The organism is Streptomyces sp. NPDC026394 (assembly GCF_055567735.1).
The window spans coordinates 209,723-236,719 of sequence record NZ_JBVHPX010000005.1 but is presented as its reverse complement, the minus strand read 5'-3'; the positions used below and the strand labels follow the sequence as shown (position 1 = coordinate 236,719).

Below are 26,997 nucleotides of genomic sequence, written 5' to 3'. Positions count from 1 at the left end.
CACCATGAGCGACAACCACAGCACCGCCTCGCACGGCCACGGCCCATTCATCGCGGCCATCGACCAGGGCACCACGTCCAGCCGCTGCATCGTGTTCGACAAGGACGGCCGGATCGTCTCGGTCGACCAGAAGGAGCACGAACAGATCTTCCCCAAGCCGGGGTGGGTCGAGCACGACGCCAAGGAGATCTGGGCCAACGTCCAGCAGGTCGTGGCCGGTGCCGTCGACAAGGCCGGCATCACCGCCAAGGACGTCAAGGCCATCGGCATCACCAATCAGCGCGAGACCACGCTGATGTGGGACAAGAACACCGGCGAGCCGGTCCACAACGCCATCGTCTGGCAGGACACCCGTACCGACGGGCTCTGCCGCGAGCTGGGCCGCAACGTCGGCAAGGACCGCTTCCGCCGCGAGACCGGCCTGCCGCTGGCCTCGTACTTCGCCGCCCCGAAGATCCGCTGGCTGCTGGACAACGTCGAGGGCCTGCGCGAGCGCGCCGAGGCCGGGGACATCCTCTTCGGCACCATGGACTCCTGGGTCATCTGGAACCTGACCGGCGGCGCCCAGGGCGGCGTGCACGTCACCGACGTCACCAACGCCTCGCGCACCCTGCTGATGAACCTGCGCCGGCTGGAGTGGGACGAGAAGATCCTGCACTCCATCGACATCCCGGCCGCGGTGCTGCCGGAGATCCGCTCGTCGGCCGAGGTGTACGGCACCGCCGCCGCGGGCGCGCTGGCCGGCGTGCCGGTCGCCTCGGCACTGGGCGACCAGCAGGCCGCGCTGTTCGGCCAGACCTGCTACGACAAGGGCGAGGCCAAGTCCACGTACGGCACCGGCACCTTCATGCTGATGAACACCGGTGACGAGCCCGTCAACTCCTACAACGGGCTGCTGACCACGGTCGGCTACCGCATCGGCGACGAGCCGCCGGTGTACGCCCTGGAGGGCTCGATCGCCGTCACCGGTTCGCTGGTGCAGTGGATGCGCGACCAGATGGGCCTGATCAACTCGGCCGCCGAGATCGAGACGCTGGCCAGCACCGTCGAGGACAACGGCGGCGCGTACTTCGTCCCGGCGTTCTCCGGCCTGTTCGCCCCCTACTGGCGCTCGGACGCGCGCGGCGTGATCGCGGGCCTGACCCGCTACGTCACCAAGGCACACATCGCCCGCGCCGTCCTCGAGGCCACCGCCTGGCAGACCCGCGAGATCACCGACGCCATGACCAAGGACTCCGGCGTCGACCTGACCGCGCTGAAGGTCGACGGCGGAATGACCTCCAACAACCTGCTGATGCAGACCATCTCGGACTTCCTGGACGCCCCCGTGGTGCGCCCGATGGTGGCCGAGACGACCTGCCTCGGCGCCGCCTACGCCGCCGGACTGGCCGTCGGCTTCTGGCCGGACACCGACGCGCTGCGCGCCAACTGGCGCCGGGCCGCCGAGTGGACCCCCCGCATGGACGCGGAGACCCGCGACCGCGAGTACAAGAGCTGGCTCAAGGCCGTCGAGCGGACCATGGGCTGGATCGAGGACGAGGAGTAATCATGAGCACCCTGCAGAGCGTCCCGGCCCTCGGGACGCACCCGGCCGACGGTTCCACCCAGAGCCGCGCCGAGACCCGGGAGCAGCTTTCCAAGGCGACGTACGACCTCCTGGTGATCGGCGGCGGCATCCTGGGCATCTCCACCGCCTGGCACGCCGCGCAGTCGGGGCTGCGGGTTGCGCTGGTGGACGCCGGCGACTTCGCCGGCGCCACCTCCTCCGCCTCCTCCAAGCTGCTCCACGGCGGTCTGCGCTACCTGCAGACCGGCGCGGTCAAGCTGGTGGCGGAGAACCACTTCGAGCGCCGTGCGGTCTCGCGTGAGGTGGCCCCCCACCTCGCCAACCCGTTGACCTTCTACCTGCCGGTCTACAAGGGCGGCCCGCACGGCGCGGCCAAGCTCGGCGCGGGCGTCTTCGCCTACTCCGCGCTGTCCGCCTTCGGTGACGGTGTCGGTCACGTCATCAGCCCGTCCAAGGCCCAGCGCGACGTGCCGGAGCTGCGGACGGACAACCTCAAGGCCGTCGCGGTGTACGGCGACGACCAGATGAACGACGCGCGGATGGCCCTGATGACGGTCCGCGCGGCCGTCGAGGCCGGCGCCACGGTCCTCAACCACGCCGAGGTCACCGGCCTGCGCTTCACCCAGGGCCGGGTCACCGGTGCCGAGCTGAAGGACGGCACCGACGGCACCGAGTTCGGTGTCAACGCGCGCCTGGTCCTGAACGCGACCGGTCCGTGGGTCGACCACCTGCGCAAGATGGAGAACCCGAACGCGGCGCCCTCCATCCGCCTGTCCAAGGGCGCGCACCTGGTCCTCAAGCGCACCTCCCCCTGGAAGGCCGCGCTGGCGACCCCGATCGACAAGTACCGCATCACCTTCGCCCTCCCCTGGGAGGACATGCTGCTGCTCGGTACCACCGACGAGGAGTTCGAGGGCGACCCGGCGGACGTCCGCGTCACCGAGAAGGACACCGCGCAGATCCTGGACGAGGCGGCCTTCTCCGTCCGCGACCAGCAGCTCTCGCGTGACCTGATCACGTACTCCTTCGCGGGCCTGCGGGTGCTGCCGGGCGGCCCCGGCGACACCTCCAAGGCCAAGCGCGAGACCGTCGTCACCGAGGGCGCGGGCGGCATGCTCTCCGTCGCGGGCGGCAAGTGGACCACCTTCCGCCACATCGGCCGTACGGTCATGAACAAGCTGGCGGCGCTGCCCGGCCAGCCGCTGGCCGAGGACATGGAGCCGATCGCGCACCTGCCGAAGAAGCTGCCGCTGCCGGGTATCGCCAACCCCAACGCGGTCGCTCACCGCCTGCTGGTCGACGGCTCGGTCCCCGGCCCGCGCATGGCGCCGGAGACCGCCCGCCACCTGGCCACCCACTACGGTTCGCTGTCCTTCGACATCGCGCGGCTGGCCAACGAGGACGCGGCCCTGGCCGAGCGCATCCACCCGGACGCGCCGGAGATCTGGGCCCAGGTCGTCTACGCCCGTGACCACGAGTGGGCGGAGACGGTCGACGACGTGCTGCGCCGCCGCACGACGCTGACCATCCGCGGCCTGGACACGGAGGACGTCCGCGCCCGGACCAAGTCGATACTGGAGCAGCGCGGCTGACCCGCCGGCTCCCCTGTCGTCCTGAGGGCGGTCCCCTTCCGGGGGCCGCCCTTCGGCGTGCCGGAAGCTCAGAGTCCCCGCACGCAGTGCTCGGCGACGGCCATGGCGGTGAGGTTGGTGTTGGCGGCGGGCAGCGTCGGCATCACGGAGGCGTCGATGACGTGCAGGGCTTCGACTCCGTGCACGGCACCGGTCGCGGAGACCACCGCGCCGGGGTCCGCGGCCGGGCCCATCCGGCAGGTCCCGGCAGCGTGCTGGTAGCCGCTGACGGTCTGCCGCAGCGCTTCGGCCAGGTGTGCGTCGGTGGTGACGGCGGGGCCCGGCGCGCGCTCCTCACGGAGCAGCCCGGACAGGGGCGCGGTACGGGTGAGGGAGCGGGCCAGCCGCATACCCGTCAGCATGCGGCGGGTGTCCTCCGGGTCGCGCAGGAAGCCGACGTCGATGCGCGGGGCGTCACGGGGGTCGGTGGAGCGCAGCCACAGCCGGCCGCGGGAGGACGGCCGCAGCAGCGCCACCCAGAAGGTGAGCACCGTCGCCCCGTCCTCGTCCGTCTCGGGGCCCGAGGGGAAGACCTGGAGGTCGGGCGGGCCGTCGCCGCCGCTGAGGTCGCAGGTCAGGAAGGTTTGCAGCACCGGGTCGCGTGGGCCGGGCGGTGCGGCGCCGGTGGCGTACGTGAGGGTGACGGCGGGGTGGTCGCGCAGGTTCTCCCCCACGCCGGGCAGGTCGGCCGTCACGGGGATGCCGAGGTCGTGCAGGTGGTCCGCCGGGCCGATGCCGGAGCGCAGCAGGACCGGCGGGCTGCCGTAGGCGCCGGCGGCGAGCACGACCCGGCGGGCGGGCAGCACCGTACGGGCCGGGTCGGCCAGTTGGACGCCCACCGCCCGGCCGTCGCGCAGGACGACCCGGTCGACGAGGACGTCGCCGCGCACGGTGAGGTTGTCCCGGTCGCGGGCCCGGGCTAGGTAGGTGAGGGCGGTGCTCTGCCGGACGCCGCCGATCCGGTTGACCGGGACCGGGCCGACGCCGCGTGCGCCGGGGGCGTTGTGGTCGGCGACGGGCGGGTGCCCGAGGGCGGTGCAGGCGTGGTGGAAGGCGCGCTGCCACCGGTTCGTCTCGTCCTTGCCGTACCGCCGTACGGGGACGGGGCCGTCGGTGCCGTGCCAGGGCGGCCCGGCGTCCAGGTCGCGTTCGACGCGGCGCAGGCTGGGCAGGAACTCCGCGAACGACCAGCCGTCGTTCCCCTGGGCGGCCCAGGCGTCGTAGTCCTGCGGGTGCCCGCGCAGGGCGATCGCGGAGTTGATCGCCGAGGAACCGCCGACGAGCTTGCCGCGGGGCAGCGCGACGGTGCGGCCGAGGGCGCCGGGCTCGCTCACGTACCCCCAGTCGTGGCTGTGCGTGGCGGCGGGGCTGGTGGCCACGTCGTCGGGCAGGCCGTCGGGCGAGCTGCCGTGGTCGGGGCCCGCCTCCAGCAGCAGTACGGACCGTCCGGGGTCCTCGGTGAGCCGGTCGGCCAGTACGCCTCCGGCCGAGCCCGCGCCGACGACGATCACGTCCCATGCGTCCATGACCTGCGCTCTTCGCCTCCTGTCGGTTTTGTCTTCGCGCTTCCGGCTCCCTGAGGTACCCGCCGGGCGGAGATCGCACACGTGGCGGGCGGGTCGCGCCGGGCAGGGCAACGGCGGCGCCATAGCGACGGGGTCCGGTACGCGGAGGCCCGTACCGGTTCCGTTCGCGGACGGTCGTACCGGTTCCGGTCCCTGACCCCCGCACTAGCATCGCCAGACAGGACCCGGTCGCTCCCGCGCCCCGTGTCCGTGTTTCTCCAGCCCCGTCACCGACCTTGGAGAGCCTCATGACCTTGCTGACCACGTGGCCGGAGAGCGGCCCGGAGACCGTGCTGCGGCGCACCGCCGAGCCCGCGGAGATCGCCGCGGCGCTGGCGCCGATCGGGGTGCGGTACGAGCAGTGGCCGGTGCGTACGGACGTGGCGCCGGACGCGGAGCCCGCGGCCGTCCTCGCGGCGTACCGGGCGGAGATCGGCACGCTGACCGCCGAGGAGGGGTTCGTGACGGTGGACGTGGCGTCCCTGCACCCCTGCGACGACCCGGCGTGGCCGGACAGGGCGAAGGCGGCGCGGGAGAAGTTCCTCGCCGAGCACACCCACGAGGACGACGACGAGGTGCGGTTCTTCGTCGCCGGGTCCGGGGTGTTCTACCTGCACGCGGGCGGCGAGGTGCATGCCGTGCTGTGCGAGGAGGGCGACCTGCTGGGCGTGCCGCGGGGCACCACCCACTGGTTCGACATGGGCACCCGCCCGTCCTTCACGGCCCTCCGCTTCTTCCACGAGGAGGACGGCTGGGTCGGCACGTTCACGGGCGACGACATCGCGCTGCGGTTCCCGGACTTCGACACGCTCACGGCCGGCCGGGCGGAACGGAGTACGGCGTGACCCGCACGTTCGACGTGGACCATGTGGTGCTCGACATCGAGGGCACCACGAGCGCGACGGGTTTCGTCGTCGGCGAGCTGTATCCGTATGCGCGCAAGCGGTTCCGGCGGCTGCTGACCGAGCGGGCCGCGGAACCCGAGGTACGGCGGGCCGTCGGGCAGATACGGGCGCTGCTGGACGAGCCGGCCGCCGACGCGGCCCGGATCGAGCGGGCGCTCGGCGCGTGGCTGGACGAGGACCGCAAGGCCACGCCCCTGAAGTCCCTCCAGGGCATCGTGTGGGCCGAGGGCTTCGCGAGCGGGGAGCTGGTCTCGCACTTCTACCCCGACGTGCTGCCCCGGCTGCGCGAGTGGCACGCGGCGGGCGTACGGCTGCACGTGTACTCGTCGGGGTCGGTGGCGGCGCAGCGGGCGTGGTTCGGGCACAGTCCGGAGGGCGATCTGCGGCCGCTGACCGGGCAGTTCTACGACACGGAGAACGCCGGGCCCAAGCTGGTGGCCGCGTCGTACGAGGCGATCACCGCGGACCTGGGGGCCGCGCCGGGGCGGGTGCTGTTCCTGTCCGACCGGCCCGGGGAGCTGGACGCGGCGCAGGCCGCGGGCTGGCACACGGCCGGGGTGCGGCGGCCGGGCGAGCCGTACTACGAGAGCGGGGTGGGCAATCATCCCGAGGTGGCGTCCTTCGCGGAGCTGGAGATCCGTACGGGAGCCGGGGCAGCGGCGGCGGCGCCGGACGTGCCGGACGTCGGCGCCGACGAGGTGCGACGGGCCGGGGCCCGGCTGGCCGCCGAGGCCGCGCGGTTCGCCGCGTTCGGCTGGATGCGCGGCACGTCCGGCAACCTGTCGGTCGTGCTGGCGCGCGATCCGCTGCGACTCGCGGTGACCGCGAGCGGGCGGGACAAGGGCGAGCTGATCGCGGACGACGTGGTGCTGGTCGACGGCCGGGGCGCCGCCGTCGCGGGGACGGCGGGCACGTCGGCCGGGGCCGGGAAGCCGTCCGCCGAGGCCGGACTGCACGCCCGCGTGGTACGGCTGACCGGGGCGGGCGCGGTCGTGCACGTCCACACGGTCGCCGCCGTGGCGATGGGCCGGCGGCGGCCCGGTGGCATCGTCTTCCGGGACCTGGAGATGCTCAAGGGGCTCGGCCTGCCCGCCGATGGGGCGGCGGTACGGCTGCCGGTCATCGCCAACAGCCAGGACATGGACGTGCTCGGGGACCGTCTGGAGGAGGCCAGGGAGCCGCGGATGCCCGCCGTGGTCGTCGCGGGGCACGGCCTGTACGTGTGGGGAACGGACCTGCTCCAGGCCCGGCACCACGCCGAAGTCGTGCAGTGGCTGCTGGAGTTGGAGGTGGCGGCCGGGCGGGGATGAGGCGGCCGGGCGGGACCGCGTTGCGGGTGCGCCGGGGCGGGCCCGTAGGTTGGGGGGCGACCGCCGTCCCGTGCGCATTGTCCCGTGCGCCGAGCCCTTGGAGCCGACCCGTGTCCCCAGAGTTGTCCCCCATCGCCCGCCTGCCGCGCGGCGGGCTGCCGCCGCAGGCCGTCGTGGTCGGCGACCCGGCCCGTGCCGCCGCTGTCGCCGAGCTGCTCGACGACGCCGCGGAGATCGCGTACCACCGCGAGTACCGGACGTTCACCGGCACCTGGCAGGGGCTGCCGGTGGTCGTCGCCTCGCACGGCGTGGGCGCGCCCGGCGCGGTGCTGCTGTTCCAGGAGCTGGCCGACGCGGGCGTACGGACCTTCGTACGCCTCGGTACGGCGGGCGCGGTCCGGCCGGGGATCGGCGACGGCGACCTGGTGATCGCCGAGGCGGCGGTGCGGGACGACGGGGTGACGCAGCAGTTGGTGCCGCCGGAGTACCCGGCCGTGGCGGCGCCGGAAGCGGTGCTGGCGCTCGCCGGGGCGGCGGCGCGGGCCGGGGCGCCGTACCACCGGGGGGTGGTGTGGACCCGTGCGGCGTTCCAGCCGGGGCTGCTGCCGCTGCCGGTGGCGGCGTACACCGCGGCGGGCGTGGCGGCGATCGAGATGGAGGTGTCCGCGCTGCTGGTGACCGCGGGGCTGCGCGGGCTGACGGCCGGCGCGGTCCTGGTGATCGACGGGGTGAACGCGGACGAACTGGTGGACGAGGCGGCCACCGGCGGGTACGACCCGCACCGGGACGCCGTCGCCGAGGGCGTGGCGCGCGGCTCCGTCGTCGCGCTGGAGGCCCTGCGGACGCTGGCGGAGGAGGCCCGGTGAGCGCGGTACGGAACACGGAGGCGGCCGGGGGCGTCCCGGCGGCGGCCGATCTGCTGGTGCACGGCGGTACGGTGCTCACCGTCGACGCGGCGGGCACGGTGCTGGCCGACGGCGCGGTGGCCGTACGGGGCGGGGAGATCGTCGCGGTGGGCCCGGCCGCCGAACTGCGCGCCTCGCACCGCGCGGCGGAAGAGATCGACGCCACCGGCTGCCTGGTCCTTCCCGGGCTCGTCAACACCCACACCCACCTGGCGATGACGCTGCTGCGCGGCCACGCCGACGACCTGGACCTCCAGGGCTTCCTGGGGCGGGTGGTGCCGCGGGAGAACGCGCTGCTGTCCCCGGAGGCGGTGACCGCGGGCCTGCGGCTGGCCGTCGCGGAGAGCGTACGGGGCGGGGTGACCACCGCCCTGGACATGTACTGGTTCCACGAGGCGGCCGAACGGGCGGCGTGGGACGCCGGCTGGCGGCTGCTGTCCGGTCCGACTTTCATGGACGTGCCGGGTCCGCCCGACCGGATGCCGTACGGGAACCGGATGGCGTGGGCGCGCGGGCACCTCGACGGCCGCGCCCCCTCCCCCGGCACCCGCCCGGTGGTCTTCGCGCACAGCGCCTACACGCTGGACACCGCGCAGCTCACGGACATCGCGGCGCTGGCCAGGGAGCACGGCGCGCTGCTGCACCTGCACGCCGCGGAGAACGCCAACGAGGTGGCGACGGTGCGTGAGCGGCACGGCAAACGCCCCGTCGAACTGCTGGAGTCCCTGGGGCTGCTGGGCCCGGACACGCTGCTCGCGCACGCGGTCGAGCTGACCGCCACCGAGATCGCCGCGCTGGCCGCGACCGGTACGGGCGTCGCGCACTGCCCGGTCTCCAACCTCAAGCTGGGCAGTGGTGTCGCCCCGGTCCCGGAGCTGCTGCGGCAGGGCGTCCGGGTCGGACTCGGCACGGACGGCGCGGTCAGCTCCAACTCCCTCGACATGGTGGGCGCGTTGGGGATGGCGGCGCTGGTGCACAAGGCGGGCGGCGACCCCACGGCGGTCGGCGCCGAGCAGGCCGTACGCATGGCGACGATCGAGGGGGCGCGGGCCCTGGGGCTGGGCGGGCAGCTCGGCTCTCTGGAGGTGGGCAAGCGCGCGGACCTGGCGGTGCTCGACCTCGGCGGTACGCACCTGGCGCCCCGGCACGACCCGTGGTCGACGCTGGCGTACTCGGCGCGGGCAGGTGACGTCCGGGACACCGTCGTCGACGGCCGGGTGCTGATGCGCGACCGGCGGCTGACGACGCTGGACGAGGCGGCCGTGGCGGCCGAGGCGGAGGCGCTCGTCCGGGCCGCCTGAGTACGACGGTGGCTTCCGGGCCGCGGACCGCACTGTCCTTACGCGGCCCTGGAGTTCACCCGCCACCGGCTTCGGCCGACGGCCCGCCGGGGGGGGGCTCCCGGGGCCGTGCTTCCGTGGCCATAATGACGCAGACATCGGATGTATGCGGGCATCCGGCGGCAGTGGGCGAGCGGGGAGGCTGCGGACATGGCGGTCACGGACGAGGCCATAGAGAAGATCAAGGCGATGATCGTCTCCGGTGCGCTGCGGCCGGGCGACCGGCTGCCCAAGGAGAGTGAACTCGCCGCGGACCTGGGCCTGTCCCGCAACTCGCTGCGCGAGGCGGTACGGGCCCTGTCGCTGATCCGCATCCTGGACGTCCGCCAGGGCGACGGCACCTACGTCACCAGCCTGGACCCGCAGCTCCTCCTCGAAGCGCTGAGCTTCGTGGTGGACTTCCACCGCGACGACACGGTCCTGGAGTTCCTGGCCGTCCGCCGGATCCTGGAGCCGGCCGCCACCGCGATGGCGGCCGGCCGCATCCACCCCGCCGAACTGGACGACCTGGAACGCCAGGTGGACGCGCTCGGCCCGCATCCGCCGGTGGAGGGCCTGGTCGCCTGCGACCTGGAGTTCCACCGGCGGATCGTGGCCACCGCCGGCAACTCGGTGCTGTGCTCCCTGCTCGACGGCCTGTCCGGGCCGACGACCCGGGCCCGGGTCTGGCGCGGGCTGACGCAGAAGGACGCCGTGAGCCGTACGCTCACCGAGCACCGGGCGATCCTCGGCGCCCTCCGCGACCGGGACGCGGAGGCGGCGCGGGCCTGGGCGACGGTGCACATCGCCAGCGTCGAGCAGTGGCTGCGCTCCACGCTGTGAGGAGGGCCGCTCCCCGGGCCCGGCGAGTCGCGTCGGGTGGTGTCCAGCCGCTGAACGGCTCCCGCCGCCGCTCGGTCACGCCCCGTACACCCGGCCCGCGTTCCCCCCGAAGACCGCCGCCCGTTCGTCCGGAGACAGGTGGGCGGTGGCCGTCTCGGCGAGGGTGACGACGTCGGTGTAGCCGGCGGCCAGGGTGCAGACCGGCCAGTCGGAGCCGAACAGGACGCGGTGCGGGCCGAAGGTGTCCAGGACGTGCCGGGCGTACGGGGTGATGTCGACAGGGCGCCAGGTCGACCAGGCGGCTTCGGTGACCAGGCCGGAGAGCTTGCACGTGGTGTTCGGCGACTGGGCCAGTGCTGCCAGGTCGTCGGCCCACGGCTGCCACGACTGCTCCGCGATCGCGGGTTTGGCGGCATGGTCGAGGACCAGGCGGAGGTCGGGGAGCGCGCGGGCGGTGGCGGTCGCGGCGGGCAGTTGGTGCCGGGTGATCAGGAGGTCGTAGACGAGTCCGGCGTCCGCGACGGCGGCCAGCCCGCGTCGTACGGCGGGCCGGGCCAGCCAGTCGGGGTCGGGCTCGTCCTGCACCTGATGGCGGAGGCCGGCCAAGTGCGGGGGCATCGCCGCCAGGAGGTCCGGCAGCCCGGGATCGGTGAGGTCGGCCCAGCCGACGACGCCCCGTACGGCGGGTGAGCGGGCCGCGAGCGCGAGGAGTTCGGCGGTCTCGGCGGCGGAGGCCGAGGACTGGACCAGGACGGTGCCGTCGATACGGTGGGCGGCGAGGTGGGGGGCCAGGTCGTCGAGGGTGTACGTACGGCGGATCGGGTCGGCCCAGGCGCCGGCCATCCAGGGCTGCGGGCGGCGGGACAGGTCCCAGAGGTGGTGGTGCGCGTCGACGCGGCCGGCCGGGGGCGGCCGAACGGGCCGGGCGGCGGGGGCGGTCGCGGGCGGCCCCACGGGCCGGGCGGCGCGGTCCGTCACGGGTGGGCTCCGGGGTCGGTGGTGGGCAGGGGCAGGCCGGGGGCGAGCAGGCCGCGGTCGGTGAGGGCGTGCCAGAGGGCGTCGGGGATGTCGTACGTGAAGAGTTCGGCGTTCTCCCGGGCCTCCTCCGGTGACGCGGCGCCGACCAGGGCTCCTGCCACGGCGGGGTGGCCGAAGGGGAAGCGCAGGGCCGCCGCCTTGAGGGGGACGCCGAACTCCGCGCACACGGCGCCGAGCCGCCGCGCCCGCTCCACCAGCTCGGCGGGGGCCGGCGCGTAGTCGTACGGCGCGCCGGGCGACGGGTCGGCCAGCAGCCCCGAATTGTAGACGCCGCCGACGACGACCGACGTGCCGCGGCGTCCGCAGACCGGCAGCAGGTCGTCGAAGGCCGTGCGGTCGAGCAGGGTCCAGCGCCCGGCGCACAGCACCACGTCCACGTCGAGGTCGGCGACGAACCGGGCCAGCGGACCGCTGTGGTTCATGCCGAAGCCGATGGCGCCGACCACGCCCTGCGCGCGCAGTTCGGCGAGGGCGGGGAAGCCGGACGCGTACACCTCGGCGGCGTGACCTTCGACGTCGTGCAGGTAGACGATGTCGACGGCGGGGACGCCGAGCCGTTCCAGGGAGGCGTCGAGCGTGCGGCGGATGCCGTCGCGGGTGAAGTCCCGTACGCGGGCGCGCGGCGGGGTGGCGGTGTAGCCCTGGCCGTCCACCGCCTCGCCCGGCGCGAGAGGCCGCAGCCGCAGGCCGACCTTGGTGGACAGGACGTACGAGGCGCGGTCCCGCCCGGCCAGCGCGCGGCCGAGGCGCTCCTCGGACAGGCCGAGTCCGTAGTGCGGCGCGGTGTCGAAGTGGCGGACGCCGGTGTCGAGGGCGGCGCGTACGGTCTGCTGGGCGCGGTCCTCGGTGAGGGGCCGGTAGAGATTGCCGAGGGGCGCGCAGCCCAGTCCGAGGGGCGGTACGGTCACGTCCGTACCGCCCAGCCGCCGTCGGCCGTGCGGAATGTACGGCATGTCGGCCTCCTTGGTCCCGGTCGTCGGTCCTGCTAGTCGGTCCTGCTTCTCGTCCTGCGATGCGGTGCTGCGATGCGATTCCGCGTCTCAGTCCTGTTGCTCTCCGCCGGTGAAGCGGGAGACGACCAGCGCGATGATGATGATCAGGCCGTTCAGGAACTGCGTCCACAGAGGTGGTACCCCGCCCAGCGTCATGACGTTGATGACGAGCTGGAGGGTCAGTACGCCGGTGAGCGCGCCGAAGAGGGTGCCGCGGCCGCCCTTGAGGCTGATGCCGCCGATGACGGCGGCGGCGAAGACCTGGAAGATCCAGCCGTTGCCCTGACTGGCGGAGACGGCGCCGTAGTGGCCGGTGTAGAGGATGCCCGCGAAGGCGGCCAGCAGTCCGCCGACGGCGAGGACGGCCCAGGTGATCCGGTCGACGCGGATGCCGGCCGAGCGCGCGGCCTCCGGGTTGCCGCCGATCGCGTACAGCGCGCGGCCGTGCCGCAGGTACCCGAGGGCCGCGCCGCCGAGCCCGAACAGCGCCAGGCAGAGCCAGACGGCGGCCGGGACGCCCAGCCAGACGGCCTTGCCGAGGTAGGCGAAGGAGCCCGGGACGTCGCCGATCGACCGGCCTTCGGAGAGGCCGAGGTGCAGGCCGCGCAGCATGGTCAGCATGCCGAGGGTGGCGATGAAGCCGTTGACGCGCAGCTTCAGCACGAGGAATCCGTTGGCCGCGCCGATCGCGGCGCCCACGGCCAGGCAGAGGGGCCCGGCCGTCCAGGCGGGGAGCAGTTCCAGGCCCTGGAAGCGCCCGCCGTGCGCGGGCGTCACGAGCCACAGGGCGGCGACCGGCGCCAGGCCGATGGTCGATTCCAGCGACAGGTCCATCCGGCCGCTGATCAGGATCAGTGCCTCGCCGAGGACGAGCAGGCCGAGTTCGGTGGACTGCTGGACGACGCCGATCAGGTTGTCCCGGGTGAGGAAGGCGGGCGAGACGACGAAGCCGACGACGCCGAGGACGAAGATCACCGGGACCAGGGAGACGTCCCGCCGGCGGGCGAGCGCGGGGAGCGGGCGGCGGGCGGCGGCGAGCGCGCCCGCCCGGCCGGTGGTCCGCCGCTGTGCGGTGCCGGTCATGGTCCGGTGTCTCCTTCCGCGCCGGTGGGCGCGGCCGGGCCCCGCGCGCCGCCCGGGCCCTCCGCGGCCGCCACCCCCTCCATCGCCGCCACCAGCTCCCGCTCCGCCCAGCCGCGCCCGAACCGGGCGACCACCCGCCCGCGGTACAGCGCCAGCACCCGGTCGCAGATCCGCAGGTCGGCCGGTTCGTCCGAGACGATCAGTACGCCGCTGCCCGCCGCGGCCACCTCCCGTACGACGCCCAGCAGCGCTTCCCTGGACTTCACGTCGACCCCGTTGGTGGGCCGGACCGCGACCAGGACGGCGGGGTCGCGGGCCAGCGCCCGGGCGACGACGACCTTCTGCTGGTTGCCTCCGGAGAGTCCGGACACCGGCTGCCCGGGGCCGTCCGTCCGGATGTCCAGGGCGGCGATCATGCGCCGGGCGACGGCGCGGGTCCGGGAGGGCAGCACGGTGCCGAGCGGGCCGAGCCGGTCGGTGACGGCCAGGGTCGTGTTCTCGGCGACGCTGCGGCCGGGGACCAGCCCGTCGCGGTGCCGGTCCTCCGGCACGTACCCGATGCCGGCCTCGACCGCGTGCCGCACGCTGCCGGTCCGTACCGGCCGTCCGCGCACCTCGATCCTTCCGCGGTCCGGTGTCCGCACCCCGGCCAGGGTCTCACCGATGGCGGTGGTGCCGCCGGCCGCCGCCCCGGCCAGTCCGACCACCTCGCCCGCCCGTACGGTCAGGTCCAGGGGCGTGAACGCGCCGCGCAGGGCCAGCCCTTCGGCGCGCAGCACCGGCTGCCCCGCCGCCCGCCGGGCGGAGCGCGCCGGAGGGCCGGGCGGCGCCGCCCGTTCTCCCGTCATCGCCGCCACCAGGTCGTCCTGGGCCAGCCCGGCCACGGGGGCGGTGAGCACCGGGCGGGCGTCGCGCAGGACGGTGACGGTGTCGCACAGGTCGTACACCTCGTGCAGGTGGTGCGAGATGAACAGGAACGCGGCACCGGTGGCGCGCAGGGCGTGCAGCTTGGTGAAGAGGCGCGCGATGCCGCCCGCGTCGAGCCGGGCGGTGGGCTCGTCGAGGATGATCAGGCGGGCGCCGTCGGACAGCGCGCGGGCGATCTCGACGAACTGCCGCTGTTCGACGCCGAGGTCCTGCATCCGGGCCGCGGGGTCGGCGTCGACGCCGTACTCGGCCAGCAGGCGGGCGGCCCGTGCGCGCAGGGCCCGCCACCGGATGACGCGGCCGTGCGGGAACCGGCCGAGGTGGAGGTTCTCTGCGACGGTCAGCTCCGGGACGGTCATCGGCCGCTGGTGGACGCAGGCGGCCCGGCGCCGCCAGGCGGCGGTGTCGCCCCAGCGGGGTGCCGGGGCGCCGTCGAAGGTGATCTGTCCGGCGTCCGGCCGTACCAGGCCGGTGAGGACGGACACCAGGGTGGACTTGCCGGCGCCGTTGCGGCCGACGAGGGCGTGCGCCTCGCCGCGCCGTACGGTCAGTGTGGCGCCGTCGAGGGCCACGGTCGGGCCGTAGCGTTTGACGATGCCCTCGGCGTGTACGGCGGGCGGCCCTCCCGCCGCTGTCTCCTCCGTCGCGTTCCGCACGGCCGCCACCGCCCTACCTCTCTGCCTGCCGATTGGCCCACAGCTTCGGGTCGTCCACATTGGCCCGGGTCACGAGCGGGGCCGGGAGCTGGTCCTCCAGGCCGTTCGGGATCTTGACGATCCGCGAGCCGTGGCCGGTGGGGCCGGGCCGGAACGTCCGGCCTTCCAGGCCCGCGCGGGCGTAGTACAGCGCGTACTTCGCGTAGAGGTCGGCGGGCTGGGAGAGCGTGGCGTCGATCGTCCCCGCCCGGATCGCGGCCAGCTCCTCGGGGATGCCGTCGTTGGAGACGACGGTGATGTGCCCGGCGGTACCGGCCGGTTTCAGCAGTCCCTTCTGTTCGAGGAGGGACAGGACGGGCCGGAGGAAGGCACCGCCGGCCTGGAGGTAGATGCCGTCGGTGTCCGGGTGCTGGGCCAGCAGGCTCTGCAGCTTGGCGGAGGCGACCTCGCCCTTCCAGTCGGTGGGCAGCTCGTGCACGGTGATCCCGGGGTACTTCCGCCGCATGCAGGCCGCGAACGCCTCGGAGCGGTCCCGGCCGTTGACGGAGCCGAGGTCGCCCTGGAGTTCGGCGACCCGGCCCCGGCCGCCCAGTGCCCGGCCCAGGTAGTCGCAGGACTTCTGCCCGTACGCGCGGTTGTCGGCCCGTACGACCATGTGGACGGCGCCCTCGTCCGGCCGGGTGTCGACGCTGACCACCGGGATCTTCTTCGCGGCGAGGCGGTGCAGTTCGGCGGTGATCGCGCCGGTGTCCTGCGGGGCGATCACGACCGCTTCGGCGCCCTGTCCGGTCAGGGCCTGCACGTTGGAGACGACCTTGGCGATGTCGTTCTGGGAGTTGGACAGCGGCAGCGCCCTGATCTTCCCCGCGGCCAGCTCGCGCTCCAGGTGCTCCTGGTAGGAGACCCAGAAGTCGGTGTCCGCGCGCGGCAGGTCGATGCCGATCCGGCCCCGGGCGTCGCTGCCCCGGTTGCAGCCGGTGAGCGCGGCGGCGAGCAGTACGGCACAGGCTGCCGCGCCGGTCGTACGCAGTCTCATGGTCCCGTCCTTGGTCGAGGTGTACGGCCGTACCGCGCGGGCCCGCTCGCGTTCCTCCGCTGCGGCTCAGGGGGAGGGGCGCAGGCGCAGTCCCTGCATCCCGCCGTCCACCGCGAGGGAGGCGCCGGTGATACCGGAGGCGGCCGGGGACGCCAAATGGACGATGGCCGCGGCCACTTCGTCCGCGGTGACCATCCGGCCGGTCGGCTGCCGGGCGTGGAGCGCGGCCCGCTCGGCCGCCGGGTCGGGGGCCTGGTCCAGCAGCCGCCCGATCCAGGGGGTGTCGGCCGTTCCGGGGTTGACGCAGTTGACGCGGATGCCCTCGCGGACGTGGTCGGCGGCCATGGCGAGGGTGAGGGAGAGCACGGCTCCCTTGCTGGCGCCGTACAGGGCGCGCTGCGGCAGTCCGGCCGTGGCGGCGATGGAGCAGGTGTGGGTGATCGAGGCTCGTCCGGGGCGGGCGGCGGCCGTGCGCCGCAGGTGCGGCAGGGCGGCCCGCGCGGTGCGCACCAGCCCCAGGAGGTTGACGTCGAGGACGTGCCGCCACTCCTCGTCGGGGTTGTCCTCCACCGTGCCGACAGCGCCGATGCCCGCGTTGCCGACGAGGGTGTCCAGCGCTCCGCCCAGCGCGTCAACCGCCGCCGCGACGGCTGCCCGTACGGCGGCGTCGTCGGTCACGTCGGCCGTGACGGGCACGGTGCCGGGCGGTGCCCCGGCCGGGTCGCGGTCCAGTACGGCGACGCGGGCGCCGCGGCGCAGCAGCAGGGCGGCGGTGGCGGCGCCGATCCCGGATGCGCCGCCGGTGACGATCGCCGCCATGCCGGCGAAGTCGCGTCCTTCCGTAGGGGCCGGGGATGCGTGCGGTCCGACGGCGCCGCTCATTCCGCGGCCTCCTGTCCCCCGGTCCGCCACACCGGCCCGTCCGGGAAGCGGTGTGCGGCGACCGAGGCGGTTTTCATCCGGGCCGAGAAACCGGGGGCTGTGGGCGCCCGGTAGCGGCCGCCCTCGACGACGGCCGGGTCGGTGAAGTGCTCGTGGAGGTGGTCGACGTACTCGATCGCCCGGTCCTCCAGGCTCCCGGACACCGCCACGTAGTCGAACATCGCCAGGTGCTGCACCAGTTCGCACAGCCCGACCCCGCCCGCGTGCGGGCACACCGGCACGCCGTACTTGGCGGCGAGCAGCAGGATCGCCAGGTTCTCGTTGACGCCCGCCACCCGGGCCGCGTCGATCTGGATGAAGTCCACCGCCCGGGCCTGGAGCAACTGCTTGAAGACGACGCGGTTGGCGGCGTGCTCCCCGGTGGCGACCTTGACCGGCTGGCCGGCCCGCACGGCGGCGTGCCCGAGGATGTCGTCGGGGCTGGTCGGCTCCTCGATCCAGTACGGCCGGTACGGCGCGAGCGCGGTCATCCAGCGCACCGCGTCGGCCACGTCCCAGCGCTGGTTGGCGTCGACCGCGATGCGCACCGCGGGCCCGACGGCCTCCCGCACCAGCCGCAGCCGCCGCAGGTCGTCGTCGAGGTCGGCGCCCACCTTGAGTTTGATCTGCCCGAACCCGTCGGCCACCGCCCGCTCGGCCAGCCGTACGAGCGTGGCGTCGTCGTGGCCGAGCCAGCCGGGCGAGGTGGCGTACGCGGGGTAGCCCTCGGCGCGGAGCCGGGCGGCGCGTTCCTCGCGGCCGGGTGCGGCGGTCCGCAGGACGGCCAGCGCCTCGTCCGGGGTCAGCGCGTCGGTGAGGTAGCGGAAGTCGACGAGGGAGACCAGCTCCTCGGGCGACATGGCGGCCAGGTACGCCCACAGCGGCAGGCCGGCGCGGGTGGCGGCCAGGTCCCAGGCGGCGTTGACGAGCGCCCCGGCCGCCATGTGCGTCACGCCCTTCTCCGGGCCGAGCCAGCGGAGCTGCGAGTCGTGGGTCAGGTCGCGGTGCAGGGCGGCCAGACCGGCGGCTGTCGCGGGGGCCGGGCGGCCGGTCACGGACGGTGCGAGGGCGCGGATCGCGGCGGCGGCGAGGTCGTTGCCGCGGCCGAGGGTGAAGCACAGGCCGTGCCCCCGGCCGCCGTCGGCGGTGTGCAGGACGACGTAGGCGGCGGAGTAGTCGGGGTCCGGGTTCATGGCGTCCGAGCCCTCGCGCCGCCGCGAGGTGGGGAAGCGGACGTCGTGGACCTCGACCTCCGTGACGGGCGCGGGTGCGGTGACGGCCATGCGTACGCCTCCGGCGAGGTGCGGGCGGACATCGGACCTTTCCCGGACCTCCGATGTATAGCGCCGCTTCCCACCACCGTCCAGAGGGCGCGGCGGAGTTGCCCGCCGCTGTCCGGACCCGGACGCGGGGCGGGGTCCGGCCGGCCGCTGGGGGGGGCGGGCGGGAGGCGGGCCGGACGGAATCCGAACACGTCGGATGTATGCACACTCGTTCGTGCACAGGGGCTGCGTCGGGGTCCCACGGACGCCGTAGGCTGGGGGCGCACGCAATGGAACTGCTGCCGGTGGCCGCCCCGAGGAGGCGGCGCCGGTCGGAAGGAGGCGCTGGGTGATCGAGCTCGACGGAGTTCCCGAGCTGATCGACCCGGTCATGGTGGCCGCGTTCGAGGGCTGGAACGACGCCGGCGACGCCGCCTCCGCCGCGGTCGCGCACCTGGACCGGGAGTGGAAGGGGGAGGTGTTCGCCGCGCTGGACGCGGAGGACTACTACGACTTCCAGGTCAACCGTCCGACGGTCTGGCTGGACGGCGGCGTCCGCAAGATCACGTGGCCCACGACGCGGCTCTCCGTCGTGCGGATCGCCGACGCGAACGGCAAGGGCAAGCCGCGCGACCTGGTGCTGGTGCGCGGCATCGAGCCCAGCATGCGCTGGCGCTCGTTCTGCAACGAGATCCTGGGCTTCGCCCACGAGTTGGGCGTGGAGATGCTGGTGGTGCTGGGCGCGCTGCTCGGCGACACCCCGCACACCCGGCCGGTGCCGGTCAGCGGGGTCACCTCCGACCCGGACCTGGCCCGCACGATGGACCTGGAGGAGACCCGGTACGAGGGCCCCACCGGCATCGTCGGCATCCTCCAGGAGGCGTGCACCCACGCGGGCGTCCCGGCGGTCAGCCTGTGGGCGGCGGTGCCGCACTACGTCTCGCAGCCGCCGAACCCGAAGGCGACCCTGGCCCTGCTCAACCGCCTGGAGGACCTGCTCGACCTGCGTATCCCGCTGGGCGAGCTGAGCGAGGACGCGCGCGCCTGGCAACTGGGCGTGGACCAGCTGGCGGCGGAGGACAGCGAGGTCGCCGAGTACGTCCAGTCGCTGGAGGAGGCGCGGGACACCGCCGACCTCCCGGAGGCGTCGGGCGAGGCCATCGCCCGGGAGTTCGAACGCTACCTGCGGCGCCGGGACCCGCAGGCCGGGCCCGGCCTGGCGACCGAGGGCGGGGTGGCCGACGGCCGCGACGGCTCGTACCTGCGCGACACGGCGAGCGGCCGTACCCGCCCGCCGAAACCGGCGCCCAAGGAGCCCAAGGACCCGAAGGACACGAGGGGGCCGAACGGCGAGTCGGACAGCCCGGCGGAGCCCACGGGCCCGGACACCGGGGTCCCGGGCACCGCGGAACCGCAGCCCGGGAAGCCGGACGCCACGGCACCGGAAGACGGCCGAGGGAACGACAAGGCGGACGACCGGGTGGAAGGCCGGGCCGACGACTCCGAGGACTGACGGCGCCGGGGACGGCCTCCGGGTCGTCCCCTAAGGCGCGGCCGGGGCGGGCTCCTCCTCATCGGTGATCTTTGGTGAGCCCGTGCGGGAGAAGCTGCTCTTCGTCTTCGTACGAACGAGCCCCGGCTCGCCCACCCCTTGGAGTCCCCTTGCGCACCCGCATCCGTACGGTAGCCCTGGCCGCCGCCCTGACCACCACGCTCGTCACGGGGGCCACCGCGGTACCGGCGGCCGCGGCGCCCGCACCGGCCGGGGCGTCCTGCACGCACACGACCGCGTCCACTCCGCAGACAAGCCTGGGCACCGAAGCACTCGCGCAGGCCCTGCGCGGGCTGCCGGACCGGGACACCACCGCGGCCCTGGTGCGCGTGGGCGGGCAGGAGACCTGGCACGGCAGCGCCGGGGTCCGCTCCTTGAAGACCGGGCGCGGCCCCCTGGAGAACGCCCGGTTCCGGGCGGGCTCGACCACCAAGGCGGTCACCTCGGCGATCGTGCTCCAGCTCGCCGCCGAGCGGAAGCTCGACCTGGACGGCACCGTGCAGCATTACCTCCCCGGCCTGCTGACCGACACCTTCGAGCCCATCACCGTACGGCAGTTGCTGACCTTCACCAGCGGGCTGCAGCCGGGGGCGTCCCTCGGCGCGGAGAACGCCGAGGGGTACGTGAACCGCTTCCGGACCCTCACCCCGCGCGCCGTCGTCGCGGCGTCCGTCGCCAAGGGTCCCTACCGGGGGCCGGGCGAGGGGCCGGGCAAGAAGCAGCGCTATGCCAACATCGATTACACCGTGCTGGGCCTGCTGATCGAGAAGGTCACCGGCGACACGTACGCGCACCAGGCGCGGAACCGGATCTTCCGTCCGGCCGGCATGACGCACACCTCGTTCCCTGACGGCCCCGACCCGCGCATCCACGGCCCGCACCACCGGGGCTACCAGCGCCTGGCGGACGGCGAGGTGGTGGACGCCACCGAGTGGAACATGTCGGACCGCTGGGCCGCCGGCGACATGATCTCCACCACCGCCGACCTGGAGAAGTTCCTCGTCGCGCTGTTCCGGGGCAGGCTCGTGCCGCAACCGCTGCTGGACGCGGAGATGTTCACCGTCCCGGACATCGAGGGCGCCCGGCTGAGCGCCGGACTCGAACGCCAGGATCTCGGCGGCGGCCTGATCCTCTGGGGCAAGAGCGGTGCCCGCCCGGGTTACAGCACCCTCTTCGCCGCCGACCGGAACCTGTGCCGGACGCTCGTGTACTCCGTCAACGCCGTCGACGCCAAGGCCGAGACGATGAACCCGGTCGCCCAGCGGCTCGTACAGGCCGTCTTCGCACCGGGCAGGCGCTGAGACGCAGGCGGCCACCGCCTGCCGCCGCGGAACGCCGGTCCTTCACACACGATCCACCGCGACCGCCGTGTACGTCGTGGTCGGCAGCGGCGGGTCCACGTCGAAGCGCGCGTTGGGCAGATAGACGCGGTCCCCCCAGGCGGCAGCGGTGGTCGGTATTTGGAAGCGCGGGTCGGTGATACGGGCGATCGCCCGGCCGTACGACCCGACGCGGTTCAGGCGCAGCACGTCGACGGCGTTCTGGGCCTGCTGCACGACGTACAGGTCCTGGTCCAGGAGCAGCAGCCCGTCCCCGTTCACGAGCCGCGGGCCGGTGTGTGTCACCTTGCGGGCGACGCCGGTGCGCGGATCGACCCGGAAGAGGACACCCGCGTAGGCGTTGACGACGAGCAGCGCCGTGCCGTCCGGGGTGCGTTCGATGCCGTTCGCCGAGAAGTCCCCGCCCTGGACCCATTCGCCGGTCAGCGGCAGGGTGCGGAGGCCGTCGGGGCCGGGCAGTTCGCCGTTCTTGCCGAGGGGCAGGACGTGGAGTTCGGGGCGGAAGCTGTCGGTGAAGTAGGCGGCGTCGCGGGTGAGGACGACGTCGTTGACGAAGTTCTGCCCGTCGCCGGCCCGGTAGGCCGCCAGGACGGCACCGTCGCGGGTGTCGACGACGCGGAGCGCGCCCGGGCCGCCCGCGACGAACAGCCGTCCCCGGGCGTCGGTCCGCATGCCGACGGCCTGCCGTCCCGTCCCGAGGCTGCCGGTGATCAGCCGTCCCCGGCCGGTGGCCAGGTCGGCGCGGTAGACCGAGGCGTCGGCCAGGGAGCCGAAGTACGCGTACGGGCCGGGGCCGATGGCGATGCCCTCGGGCCGGAACCCGTCGGGCAGGGGGATCGTGGTCGGCCACCGGCCGCCCGCGCGGGCCGGTGCGGCCAGGGGCCCGAGTGCGGCGCCGGCGCCCAGTGCGGTGGCGGTGGCGAGCAGTCTTCGGCGGGACAGGGAACGTGACATGGTGCGCGTCCTTCCTGCGGGGTGCCTGGGACCACTCAGCCCAGCACAGCCCGGAGCCCGCCGTACGCCGCACCGGCACGTCTTCACAAGTGAAGCGGGGCGCTCCCTCGTGAGAGGGAACGCCCCGGAAGGAAGGGAGGCGGCGAACCGTTTCGCCGGTGGCTGGTCAGCGCGTCACAGGGCGACGCCGAGCAGTGCGTCCACGGCCCGCGACACGAGGCCGGGCGCGCCCTCGTCGCTGCCGCCGTCCGCGGCCTGCGCGGCGGCCCAGCGGTCGACCGCGGCGAGCGCGGCCGGCGAGTCCAGGTCGTCCGCCAGCGCCGTACGGATCTCCTCCAGCAGCGCGTCGGCCGACGGGCCGTCCGGGCGGGAGACCGCGGCACGCCAGCGCGCCAGCCGCTCCACGGCCTCGTCCAGGACCGCGTCCGTCCACTCCCAGTCGGCCCGGTAGTGGTGCGCGAGCAGGGCCAGGCGGATCGCCGCCGGGTCCGTGCCGTCGCGCCGCACCTGGGAGACGAAGACCAGGTTGCCCTTGGACTTGGACATCTTCTCGCCGTTCAGGGCGACCATGCCGGCGTGCACGTACGCCTGGGCGAAGGGGTGCTCGCCGGTCAGGGCCTGGGCGTGCGAGGCGCCCATCTCGTGGTGCGGGAAGGCGAGGTCGGAGCCGCCGCCCTGCACGTCGAAGCCCATGCCGAGGTGTTGCAGGGCGATGGCGACGCACTCGATGTGCCAGCCCGGGCGGCCGCGCCCGAGCGAGGCGCCGTCCCAGCTGGGGTCGCCGTCGCGGGCGGCCATCCACAGCATCGGGTCGAGCGGGTTCTTCTTACCGGGGCGTTCCGGGTCGCCGCCGCGCTCGGCGGACAGCACCCGCATCGCCTCGGCGTCGAGCCGGGAGACCTCGCCGAAGTGCCGGTCGGCCTCGACGGAGAAGTAGATGTCGCCTTCGAGCTCGTAGGCGGCGCCGCTGTCGCGCAGCCGCTCGACCATCGGGACGATCCACGGTATGGCCTCGACGGCGCCGACGTACTCGCGCGGCGGGAGCATCCGCAGGGCCGTCATGTCCTCGCGGAACAGGGCGGTCTCCCGCTCGGCGAGCGCGGTCCAGTCGTCGCCGGTGGCCAGGGCCCGCTCCAGGAGGGGGTCGTCGACGTCGGTGACGTTCTGCACGTAGTGCACCTGGCGCTTCGTGTCGAGCCACACGCGCTGAACCAGGTCGAACGCGTTGTAGGTCGCCGCGTGCCCCATGTGGGTGGCGTCGTACGGCGTGATGCCGCAGACGTAGATACGGGCGACGGGACCGGGGGCGAGGGTCACCCGTCCGCCGGTCGCGGTGTCGTGGATCTCCAGGTCGCGGCCCTGACCGGGCAGGGCGGGGACCTCAGAAGCGGGCCATGCATGCATGTCTTGAGCGTAACCGGATGCACGTTCCGCATACGAACCGGACCTCGGATCTTGGCCGAGAAGGCTCTCTTGCGCCGAAGGGTGATCTGTGCTTGCCGAGCCGTCGCCAGGGCCTGGGCAAGTCCCCGGGCCTGCTACGACGCCCCACGGCAGGCTCCCGGCCGCCCCTCGGCCGCGCCCTGGCGGGCGCCGCGGGCCGCCGCCACCGCGTCTCAGACCGGCGGCCAGGGGATCGGCGGCCAGTCCCCTCCGGGCCGCGGGTGCACACCGGTGCGCAGCAGGTCCGCCACCCGGGCGCGCAGCGCCGCCAGCTCGGCGGCGGTGATCAGTCCGGCGAGCCGGGCGGCGAGCGGAGCGCCCTCCTCCAGTGCCGTGGCGAGCCGCTCCAGCACCTCGCGGGCCTCCTCGGTCAGCGGCTCACCCGCCCAGCCCCACAGGAGCGTACGCAGCTTGTCCTCGGCGTTGAAGGTGACGCCGTGGTCGATGGCGTAGAGCCGGCCCCCGTCGGCGGGCAGCAGATGGCCGCCCTTGCGGTCGCCGTTGTTGATCACGGCGTCCAGGACCGCCAGGCGCCGCAGCCGCTCGTCGTCGGCGTGTACCAGAAGTGCCGTACGCCCTCCGCCGACCTCGGCGAAACCCACCGGTTTCCAGCCGGGCCCCGGCTCCTCCCCCTCGACCAGCGCCAGCAGCTCCGCGCCCTCGGGCGCCGCCTCGATCCACTCCTGGACCATGCCCTGCCCGTACGGGCCGTCGCGCAGCACGGTGGTGGGGACCAGGTCCCAGCCGGTGGCCCGGGACAGCTCGTACGCGGCGACCTCGCGCTGGGCGAGCGTGCCGTCGGGGAAGTCCCAGAGCGGACGCTCGCCGGCGACGGGCTTGTAGACGCAGGTGCCGCTGACGTCCTCGTGGGTGATCGTGCAGTACAGGACGGCGTTGGACGCCTCGCGGACCTGTCCGCGTACGGTCAGCTCGCCGTGGGTGAGGGCGTCGGCGGTCAGCCGTCCCGGGCGGCCCGCGGCGTGGGCGGATATGCCGCCGTTCGCCCCGCCGCTCCCGTCGCCGTTCGCCTGCCCGTCCGGGCCCGTGCCCTGGCCGCCGTCCGGGCCCGTGCCCTGGCCGCCGTCCGGGCCCGTGCCCTGGCCGCCGTCCGGGCTGTCACCCTGGCCGTCACCCGTACGGCCGCCCGCCACCTGGTCCGCCGCCGCCCGGCCGACCGGTCCGCCGCGCGGCGCCACCGTCTCCTCCCCCGGCATCACGCGTCCCGCCGGTATCCGTTCTGACGCGGGCATACGTGTCCCTCCGGGTCGAGCGGCAGGCTGCACAGCGGGCAGGGCGGGCGCCCCGCGTTGACGACTTCCAGGGCCCGCTTGGCGAAGGAGCGGGCCATCGTGCCGGTGAGGCGTACGCGCAGCATCGGCGGCCCGTTCTCGTCGTCCTGGAGCAGCCGCTCCTCGGCCTCGGCGAGATCCTCGTCGGTGTCGGCCTCCAGCTCGACCAGCGCCTGGGCTTCGATGATCATGCGCTGTTCGTCGCCGTCCCAGGCGAGCGCCATCGTGCCGACCCGGAACTCCTCCTCGACCGGCGATTCCAGCGGAGCGGTGTCGGACAGTTCGGCGGGGGCCACCGCGGGGACGGGCGCGTTGCCGCCGCTGCGGCGCACCACCTCGTCCAGCAGCTCGTCGACGCGCTCGGCGAGCGCGGCGACCTGGGTCTTCTCCAGGGCGACACTGGTGGTACGGCCGGAAGCCGTCGCCTGGAGGAAGAAGCTACGGCGGCCAGGCAGCCCGACCGTACCGGCCACGAAGCGGTCCGGCGCGTCGTAGAAGAACACCTGACGGGACAACGTCCTGCTCCGTTTGCTCGACTGCGGGGTCACTGAGGTCGCTGCGGTTCCTGTGGGTGTGGCTTCCGGGTGCGGAACGCAGGAGGTGTGGCGGGCAGCGCCGTCGCACCACCCTACTGCGCCCGCTGATCACGCTCCGCCCGCGCCACCGCCGACGGCCGCGTCCCGGTCGTCCGCCGCCGTACTGCCGTCCGCCCGTGGCGCCAGCCCGCCGAAGTGGCCGGTGTCGCCGAGGCGTACGAGGTAGGGCCGCAGCCGGGTCCAGCGGATCGCGGTCAGCGAACAGGGCTCGACCGAGATCCGCTGGAAGAGGTCGAAGTGCAGACCGAGGGCCTCGGCGACGAGGGACTTGATGATGTCGCCGTGCGAGCACATCGCGTAGACGGCCTCGGGGCCGTGCTCCGCCTCGATCCGGGCGTTCCAGTCGCGCACCGCGTCCACGGCGCGGGCCTGCATGGCGCGCATGGACTCCCCGCCCGGGAAGGCGGCGGCGGACGGGTGCTGCTGGACGACCTCCATCAGCGGCTCGTCGTTGAGTTCGGCCAGTTTGCGGCCCGACCAGTCACCGTAGTCGCACTCGTTGATGCGGTCCTCGACGTGCAGCGGCAGGCCGGGCCGGGCGTCCAGGAGCGGCCGCACGGTCTCCAGACAGCGCTCCAGCGGGCTGCTCACGACGGCGGCGAGCGGCAGGTCCGCGAGGCGGCCGGGGAGCGCGGCGGCCTGGGCGGCGCCCCGCTCGTCGAGGGTCACCCCGGGCATCCGCCCGGCGAGCAGGCCGGACGTGTTGGCGGTGGAGCGGCCGTGCCGCACCAGGATCAGCGTGGGCATGGCAGACAGCCTACGTTCCCGGGGTGGCGGGCCGGACACGGGACCGCCGCACCGGGTACGGGACCGCCGCACCGGGTGCGCGGGCGGGGGCTCCTGGCACGACGCGGCACGACGAGTGACAATTCCCCGTGTGATCGTCGACTGCGCCATCTACCAGGACGGCCGCCGCACCGAAGGGCCGGAGGACTTCTCCGACGCCCTCGAAGCGGCGCGCGCCGAGGGTCACTCCTTCCTGTGGCTCGGGCTGCACGAGCCCACCACGGAGGAGTTCGACCATGTCAGCAGGGAGTTCGGGCTGCACCCGCTCGCCGTGGAGGACGCGCTCAAGGCCCATCAGCGGCCGAAGCTGGAGGTGTACGACGACTCCCTGTTCGTGGTGCTCAAACCGATCGCCTACGACGACGCGGCGGGCTCGGTCTCGGCCAGCGAGCTGATGATCTTTCTCGGGGACTCCTTCGTCGTGGTCGTCCGGCACGGCGCGGCCAGCCCGCTGACCGCCGTACGCCGCCGCCTGGAGCACGAACCGGACGTCCTGCGGCACGGCCCCACCGCGGTGCTGTACGCGGTCAGTGACGCGGTGGTCGACCACTACATCGAGGTGGCCACGGAACTCCAGGTGGACCTGGAGGAGTTGGAGGCGGAGGTGTTCGCGCCGTCCCGGTCGGACAGCGGCAACACCGCCGCCGCGATCTACGCGTTCAAGCGCGAGGTGCTGGAGTTCCGGCGGGCCACCAACCCGCTGGTGGAGCCGATGCTGCGGCTGCAGAACCCCGGCGTGCCCTTCGTGCACGACGAGGCACGGCCGTTCTTCCGGGACGTCGGTGACCACCTCACCCGCGCCAACGAGTCCGTCGAGGGCCTGGACCGGCTGCTGTCCGACATCCTCAGCGCCCACCTGGCACAGATGGGCGTGCGCCAGAACGACGACATGCGCAAGATTTCCGCCTGGGCGGCCCTGGCGGCCGTACCGACGCTGATCGCGGGCGTCTACGGCATGAACTTCGAGCACATGCCCGAACTGAAATGGTCCTGGGGCTACTACGGCATCCTGCTGCTGATGGTGGTCATCGAGCTGTCGCTGTACCGCCTCTTCAAACGCCGCGACTGGCTCTGAGC

23 protein-coding genes are annotated in these 26,997 nt (G+C 74.1%); 10 read left to right on the top strand and 13 right to left on the bottom strand.

What is annotated here, in order from left to right; translation table 11 throughout:
* Nucleotides 1-4 precede the first annotated feature (4 nt).
* Nucleotides 5-1,546 carry a glycerol kinase GlpK gene (gene glpK, locus ACZ4QV_RS14755; RefSeq protein WP_361154117.1) on the top strand — a complete coding sequence of 514 codons (1,542 nt, stop codon included), beginning with the start codon at nt 5-7 and terminating at the stop codon, nt 1,544-1,546.
* A gap of 2 nt (nt 1,547-1,548) precedes the next feature.
* A complete protein-coding gene (locus ACZ4QV_RS14750; protein ID WP_361154119.1) occupies nt 1,549-3,159 on the top strand; it encodes a glycerol-3-phosphate dehydrogenase/oxidase in 1,611 nt (536 codons plus the stop codon).
* Between the two features lie 68 nt (nt 3,160-3,227).
* Here ACZ4QV_RS14750 and ACZ4QV_RS14745 read toward each other — a convergent pair whose 3' ends face one another.
* Complete coding sequence (locus ACZ4QV_RS14745; protein WP_361587278.1) at nt 3,228-4,724, bottom strand: GMC family oxidoreductase; 1,497 nt, start codon at nt 4,722-4,724, stop codon at nt 3,228-3,230.
* A gap of 287 nt (nt 4,725-5,011) precedes the next feature.
* On the opposite strand from ACZ4QV_RS14745, the gene ACZ4QV_RS14740 reads away from it, so the two are divergent.
* From ACZ4QV_RS14740 to ACZ4QV_RS14720, 5 genes are all read left to right on the top strand, one after another.
* A complete protein-coding gene (locus ACZ4QV_RS14740; protein ID WP_361154124.1) occupies nt 5,012-5,608 on the top strand; it encodes a 1,2-dihydroxy-3-keto-5-methylthiopentene dioxygenase in 597 nt (198 codons plus the stop codon).
* Entirely contained in the window at nt 5,605-6,978 is a 1,374-nt protein-coding gene (gene mtnC, locus ACZ4QV_RS14735; RefSeq protein ID WP_467762949.1) for an acireductone synthase, read from the top strand. Before ACZ4QV_RS14740 ends, mtnC begins: the two co-directional genes overlap by 4 nt.
* Nucleotides 6,979-7,088: 110 nt before the next feature.
* On the top strand, nt 7,089-7,844 hold the full coding sequence (locus ACZ4QV_RS14730) for a phosphorylase family protein (RefSeq protein ID WP_361154127.1): 756 nt from the start codon (nt 7,089-7,091) through the stop codon (nt 7,842-7,844).
* Complete coding sequence (locus ACZ4QV_RS14725; protein ID WP_361587281.1) at nt 7,841-9,184, top strand: amidohydrolase; 1,344 nt, start codon at nt 7,841-7,843, stop codon at nt 9,182-9,184. The genes ACZ4QV_RS14730 and ACZ4QV_RS14725 overlap by 4 nt, the downstream gene beginning before the upstream one ends.
* Nucleotides 9,185-9,373: 189 nt before the next feature.
* Nucleotides 9,374-10,045 (top strand): FadR/GntR family transcriptional regulator, encoded by a 672-nt coding sequence (locus ACZ4QV_RS14720; protein WP_361154133.1) that lies wholly within the window; start codon nt 9,374-9,376, stop codon nt 10,043-10,045.
* A 75-nt stretch (nt 10,046-10,120) separates the two neighbouring features.
* Here ACZ4QV_RS14720 and ACZ4QV_RS14715 read toward each other — a convergent pair whose 3' ends face one another.
* The 7 genes from ACZ4QV_RS14715 to ACZ4QV_RS14685 all read right to left on the bottom strand — a co-directional run bounded on the left by ACZ4QV_RS14715 (nt 10,121) and on the right by ACZ4QV_RS14685 (nt 17,981).
* Nucleotides 10,121-10,999 carry an amidohydrolase family protein gene (locus ACZ4QV_RS14715; protein WP_361154581.1) on the bottom strand — a complete coding sequence of 293 codons (879 nt, stop codon included), beginning with the start codon at nt 10,997-10,999 and terminating at the stop codon, nt 10,121-10,123.
* Between the two features lie 20 nt (nt 11,000-11,019).
* The gene (locus tag ACZ4QV_RS14710; protein WP_361639455.1) at nt 11,020-12,036 is read right to left on the bottom strand and encodes an aldo/keto reductase; all 1,017 of its coding nucleotides are present in this window, start codon (nt 12,034-12,036) and stop codon (nt 11,020-11,022) included.
* A gap of 87 nt (nt 12,037-12,123) precedes the next feature.
* The gene (locus ACZ4QV_RS14705) at nt 12,124-13,158 is read right to left on the bottom strand and encodes an ABC transporter permease (RefSeq protein ID WP_361154139.1); all 1,035 of its coding nucleotides are present in this window, start codon (nt 13,156-13,158) and stop codon (nt 12,124-12,126) included.
* Nucleotides 13,155-14,801: a sugar ABC transporter ATP-binding protein gene (locus ACZ4QV_RS14700; RefSeq protein WP_467762948.1), complete on the bottom strand. Its 1,647-nt coding sequence runs from the start codon at nt 14,799-14,801 to the stop codon at nt 13,155-13,157. The genes ACZ4QV_RS14705 and ACZ4QV_RS14700 overlap by 4 nt, the downstream gene beginning before the upstream one ends.
* Nucleotides 14,755-15,777, bottom strand: coding sequence for a sugar ABC transporter substrate-binding protein (locus ACZ4QV_RS14695; RefSeq protein WP_361639451.1), 1,023 nt, complete (start codon nt 15,775-15,777; stop codon nt 14,755-14,757). Before ACZ4QV_RS14695 ends, ACZ4QV_RS14700 begins: the two co-directional genes overlap by 47 nt.
* A gap of 66 nt (nt 15,778-15,843) precedes the next feature.
* Complete coding sequence (locus ACZ4QV_RS14690) at nt 15,844-16,659, bottom strand: SDR family NAD(P)-dependent oxidoreductase (RefSeq protein WP_361154147.1); 816 nt, start codon at nt 16,657-16,659, stop codon at nt 15,844-15,846.
* Nucleotides 16,656-17,981 (bottom strand): enolase C-terminal domain-like protein, encoded by a 1,326-nt coding sequence (locus tag ACZ4QV_RS14685; RefSeq protein WP_361639449.1) that lies wholly within the window; start codon nt 17,979-17,981, stop codon nt 16,656-16,658. The genes ACZ4QV_RS14690 and ACZ4QV_RS14685 overlap by 4 nt, the downstream gene beginning before the upstream one ends.
* A 328-nt stretch (nt 17,982-18,309) precedes the next feature.
* Here ACZ4QV_RS14685 and ACZ4QV_RS14680 point away from each other — a divergent pair, with 328 nt between their 5' ends.
* Complete coding sequence (locus tag ACZ4QV_RS14680; RefSeq protein ID WP_361639447.1) at nt 18,310-19,473, top strand: PAC2 family protein; 1,164 nt, start codon at nt 18,310-18,312, stop codon at nt 19,471-19,473.
* A gap of 149 nt (nt 19,474-19,622) precedes the next feature.
* The gene (locus tag ACZ4QV_RS14675; protein WP_361639445.1) at nt 19,623-20,813 is read left to right on the top strand and encodes a serine hydrolase domain-containing protein; all 1,191 of its coding nucleotides are present in this window, start codon (nt 19,623-19,625) and stop codon (nt 20,811-20,813) included.
* Nucleotides 20,814-20,855: 42 nt separating this feature from the next.
* On the opposite strand, the gene ACZ4QV_RS14670 is transcribed toward ACZ4QV_RS14675, so the two are convergent.
* From ACZ4QV_RS14670 to ACZ4QV_RS14650, 5 genes are all read right to left on the bottom strand, one after another.
* A complete protein-coding gene (locus ACZ4QV_RS14670; protein WP_361154158.1) occupies nt 20,856-21,806 on the bottom strand; it encodes an SMP-30/gluconolactonase/LRE family protein in 951 nt (316 codons plus the stop codon).
* Nucleotides 21,807-21,980: 174 nt separating this feature from the next.
* Nucleotides 21,981-23,210, bottom strand: a complete 1,230-nt coding sequence (gene mshC / locus ACZ4QV_RS14665) for a cysteine--1-D-myo-inosityl 2-amino-2-deoxy-alpha-D-glucopyranoside ligase (protein ID WP_361587294.1) — start codon at nt 23,208-23,210, stop codon at nt 21,981-21,983.
* Nucleotides 23,211-23,422: 212 nt separating this feature from the next.
* On the bottom strand, nt 23,423-24,241 hold the full coding sequence (locus ACZ4QV_RS14660) for an SCO1664 family protein (protein WP_467762981.1): 819 nt from the start codon (nt 24,239-24,241) through the stop codon (nt 23,423-23,425).
* A 221-nt stretch (nt 24,242-24,462) separates the two neighbouring features.
* Entirely contained in the window at nt 24,463-25,053 is a 591-nt protein-coding gene (locus tag ACZ4QV_RS14655) for a DUF3090 domain-containing protein (RefSeq protein ID WP_078624393.1), read from the bottom strand.
* A gap of 129 nt (nt 25,054-25,182) precedes the next feature.
* Nucleotides 25,183-25,881: a histidine phosphatase family protein gene (locus ACZ4QV_RS14650; RefSeq protein WP_361154165.1), complete on the bottom strand. Its 699-nt coding sequence runs from the start codon at nt 25,879-25,881 to the stop codon at nt 25,183-25,185.
* Between the two features lie 130 nt (nt 25,882-26,011).
* Here ACZ4QV_RS14650 and corA point away from each other — a divergent pair, with 130 nt between their 5' ends.
* Complete coding sequence (gene corA, locus ACZ4QV_RS14645) at nt 26,012-26,995, top strand: magnesium/cobalt transporter CorA (protein WP_361154167.1); 984 nt, start codon at nt 26,012-26,014, stop codon at nt 26,993-26,995.
* The last annotated feature ends 2 nt before the right edge of the window (nt 26,996-26,997 follow it).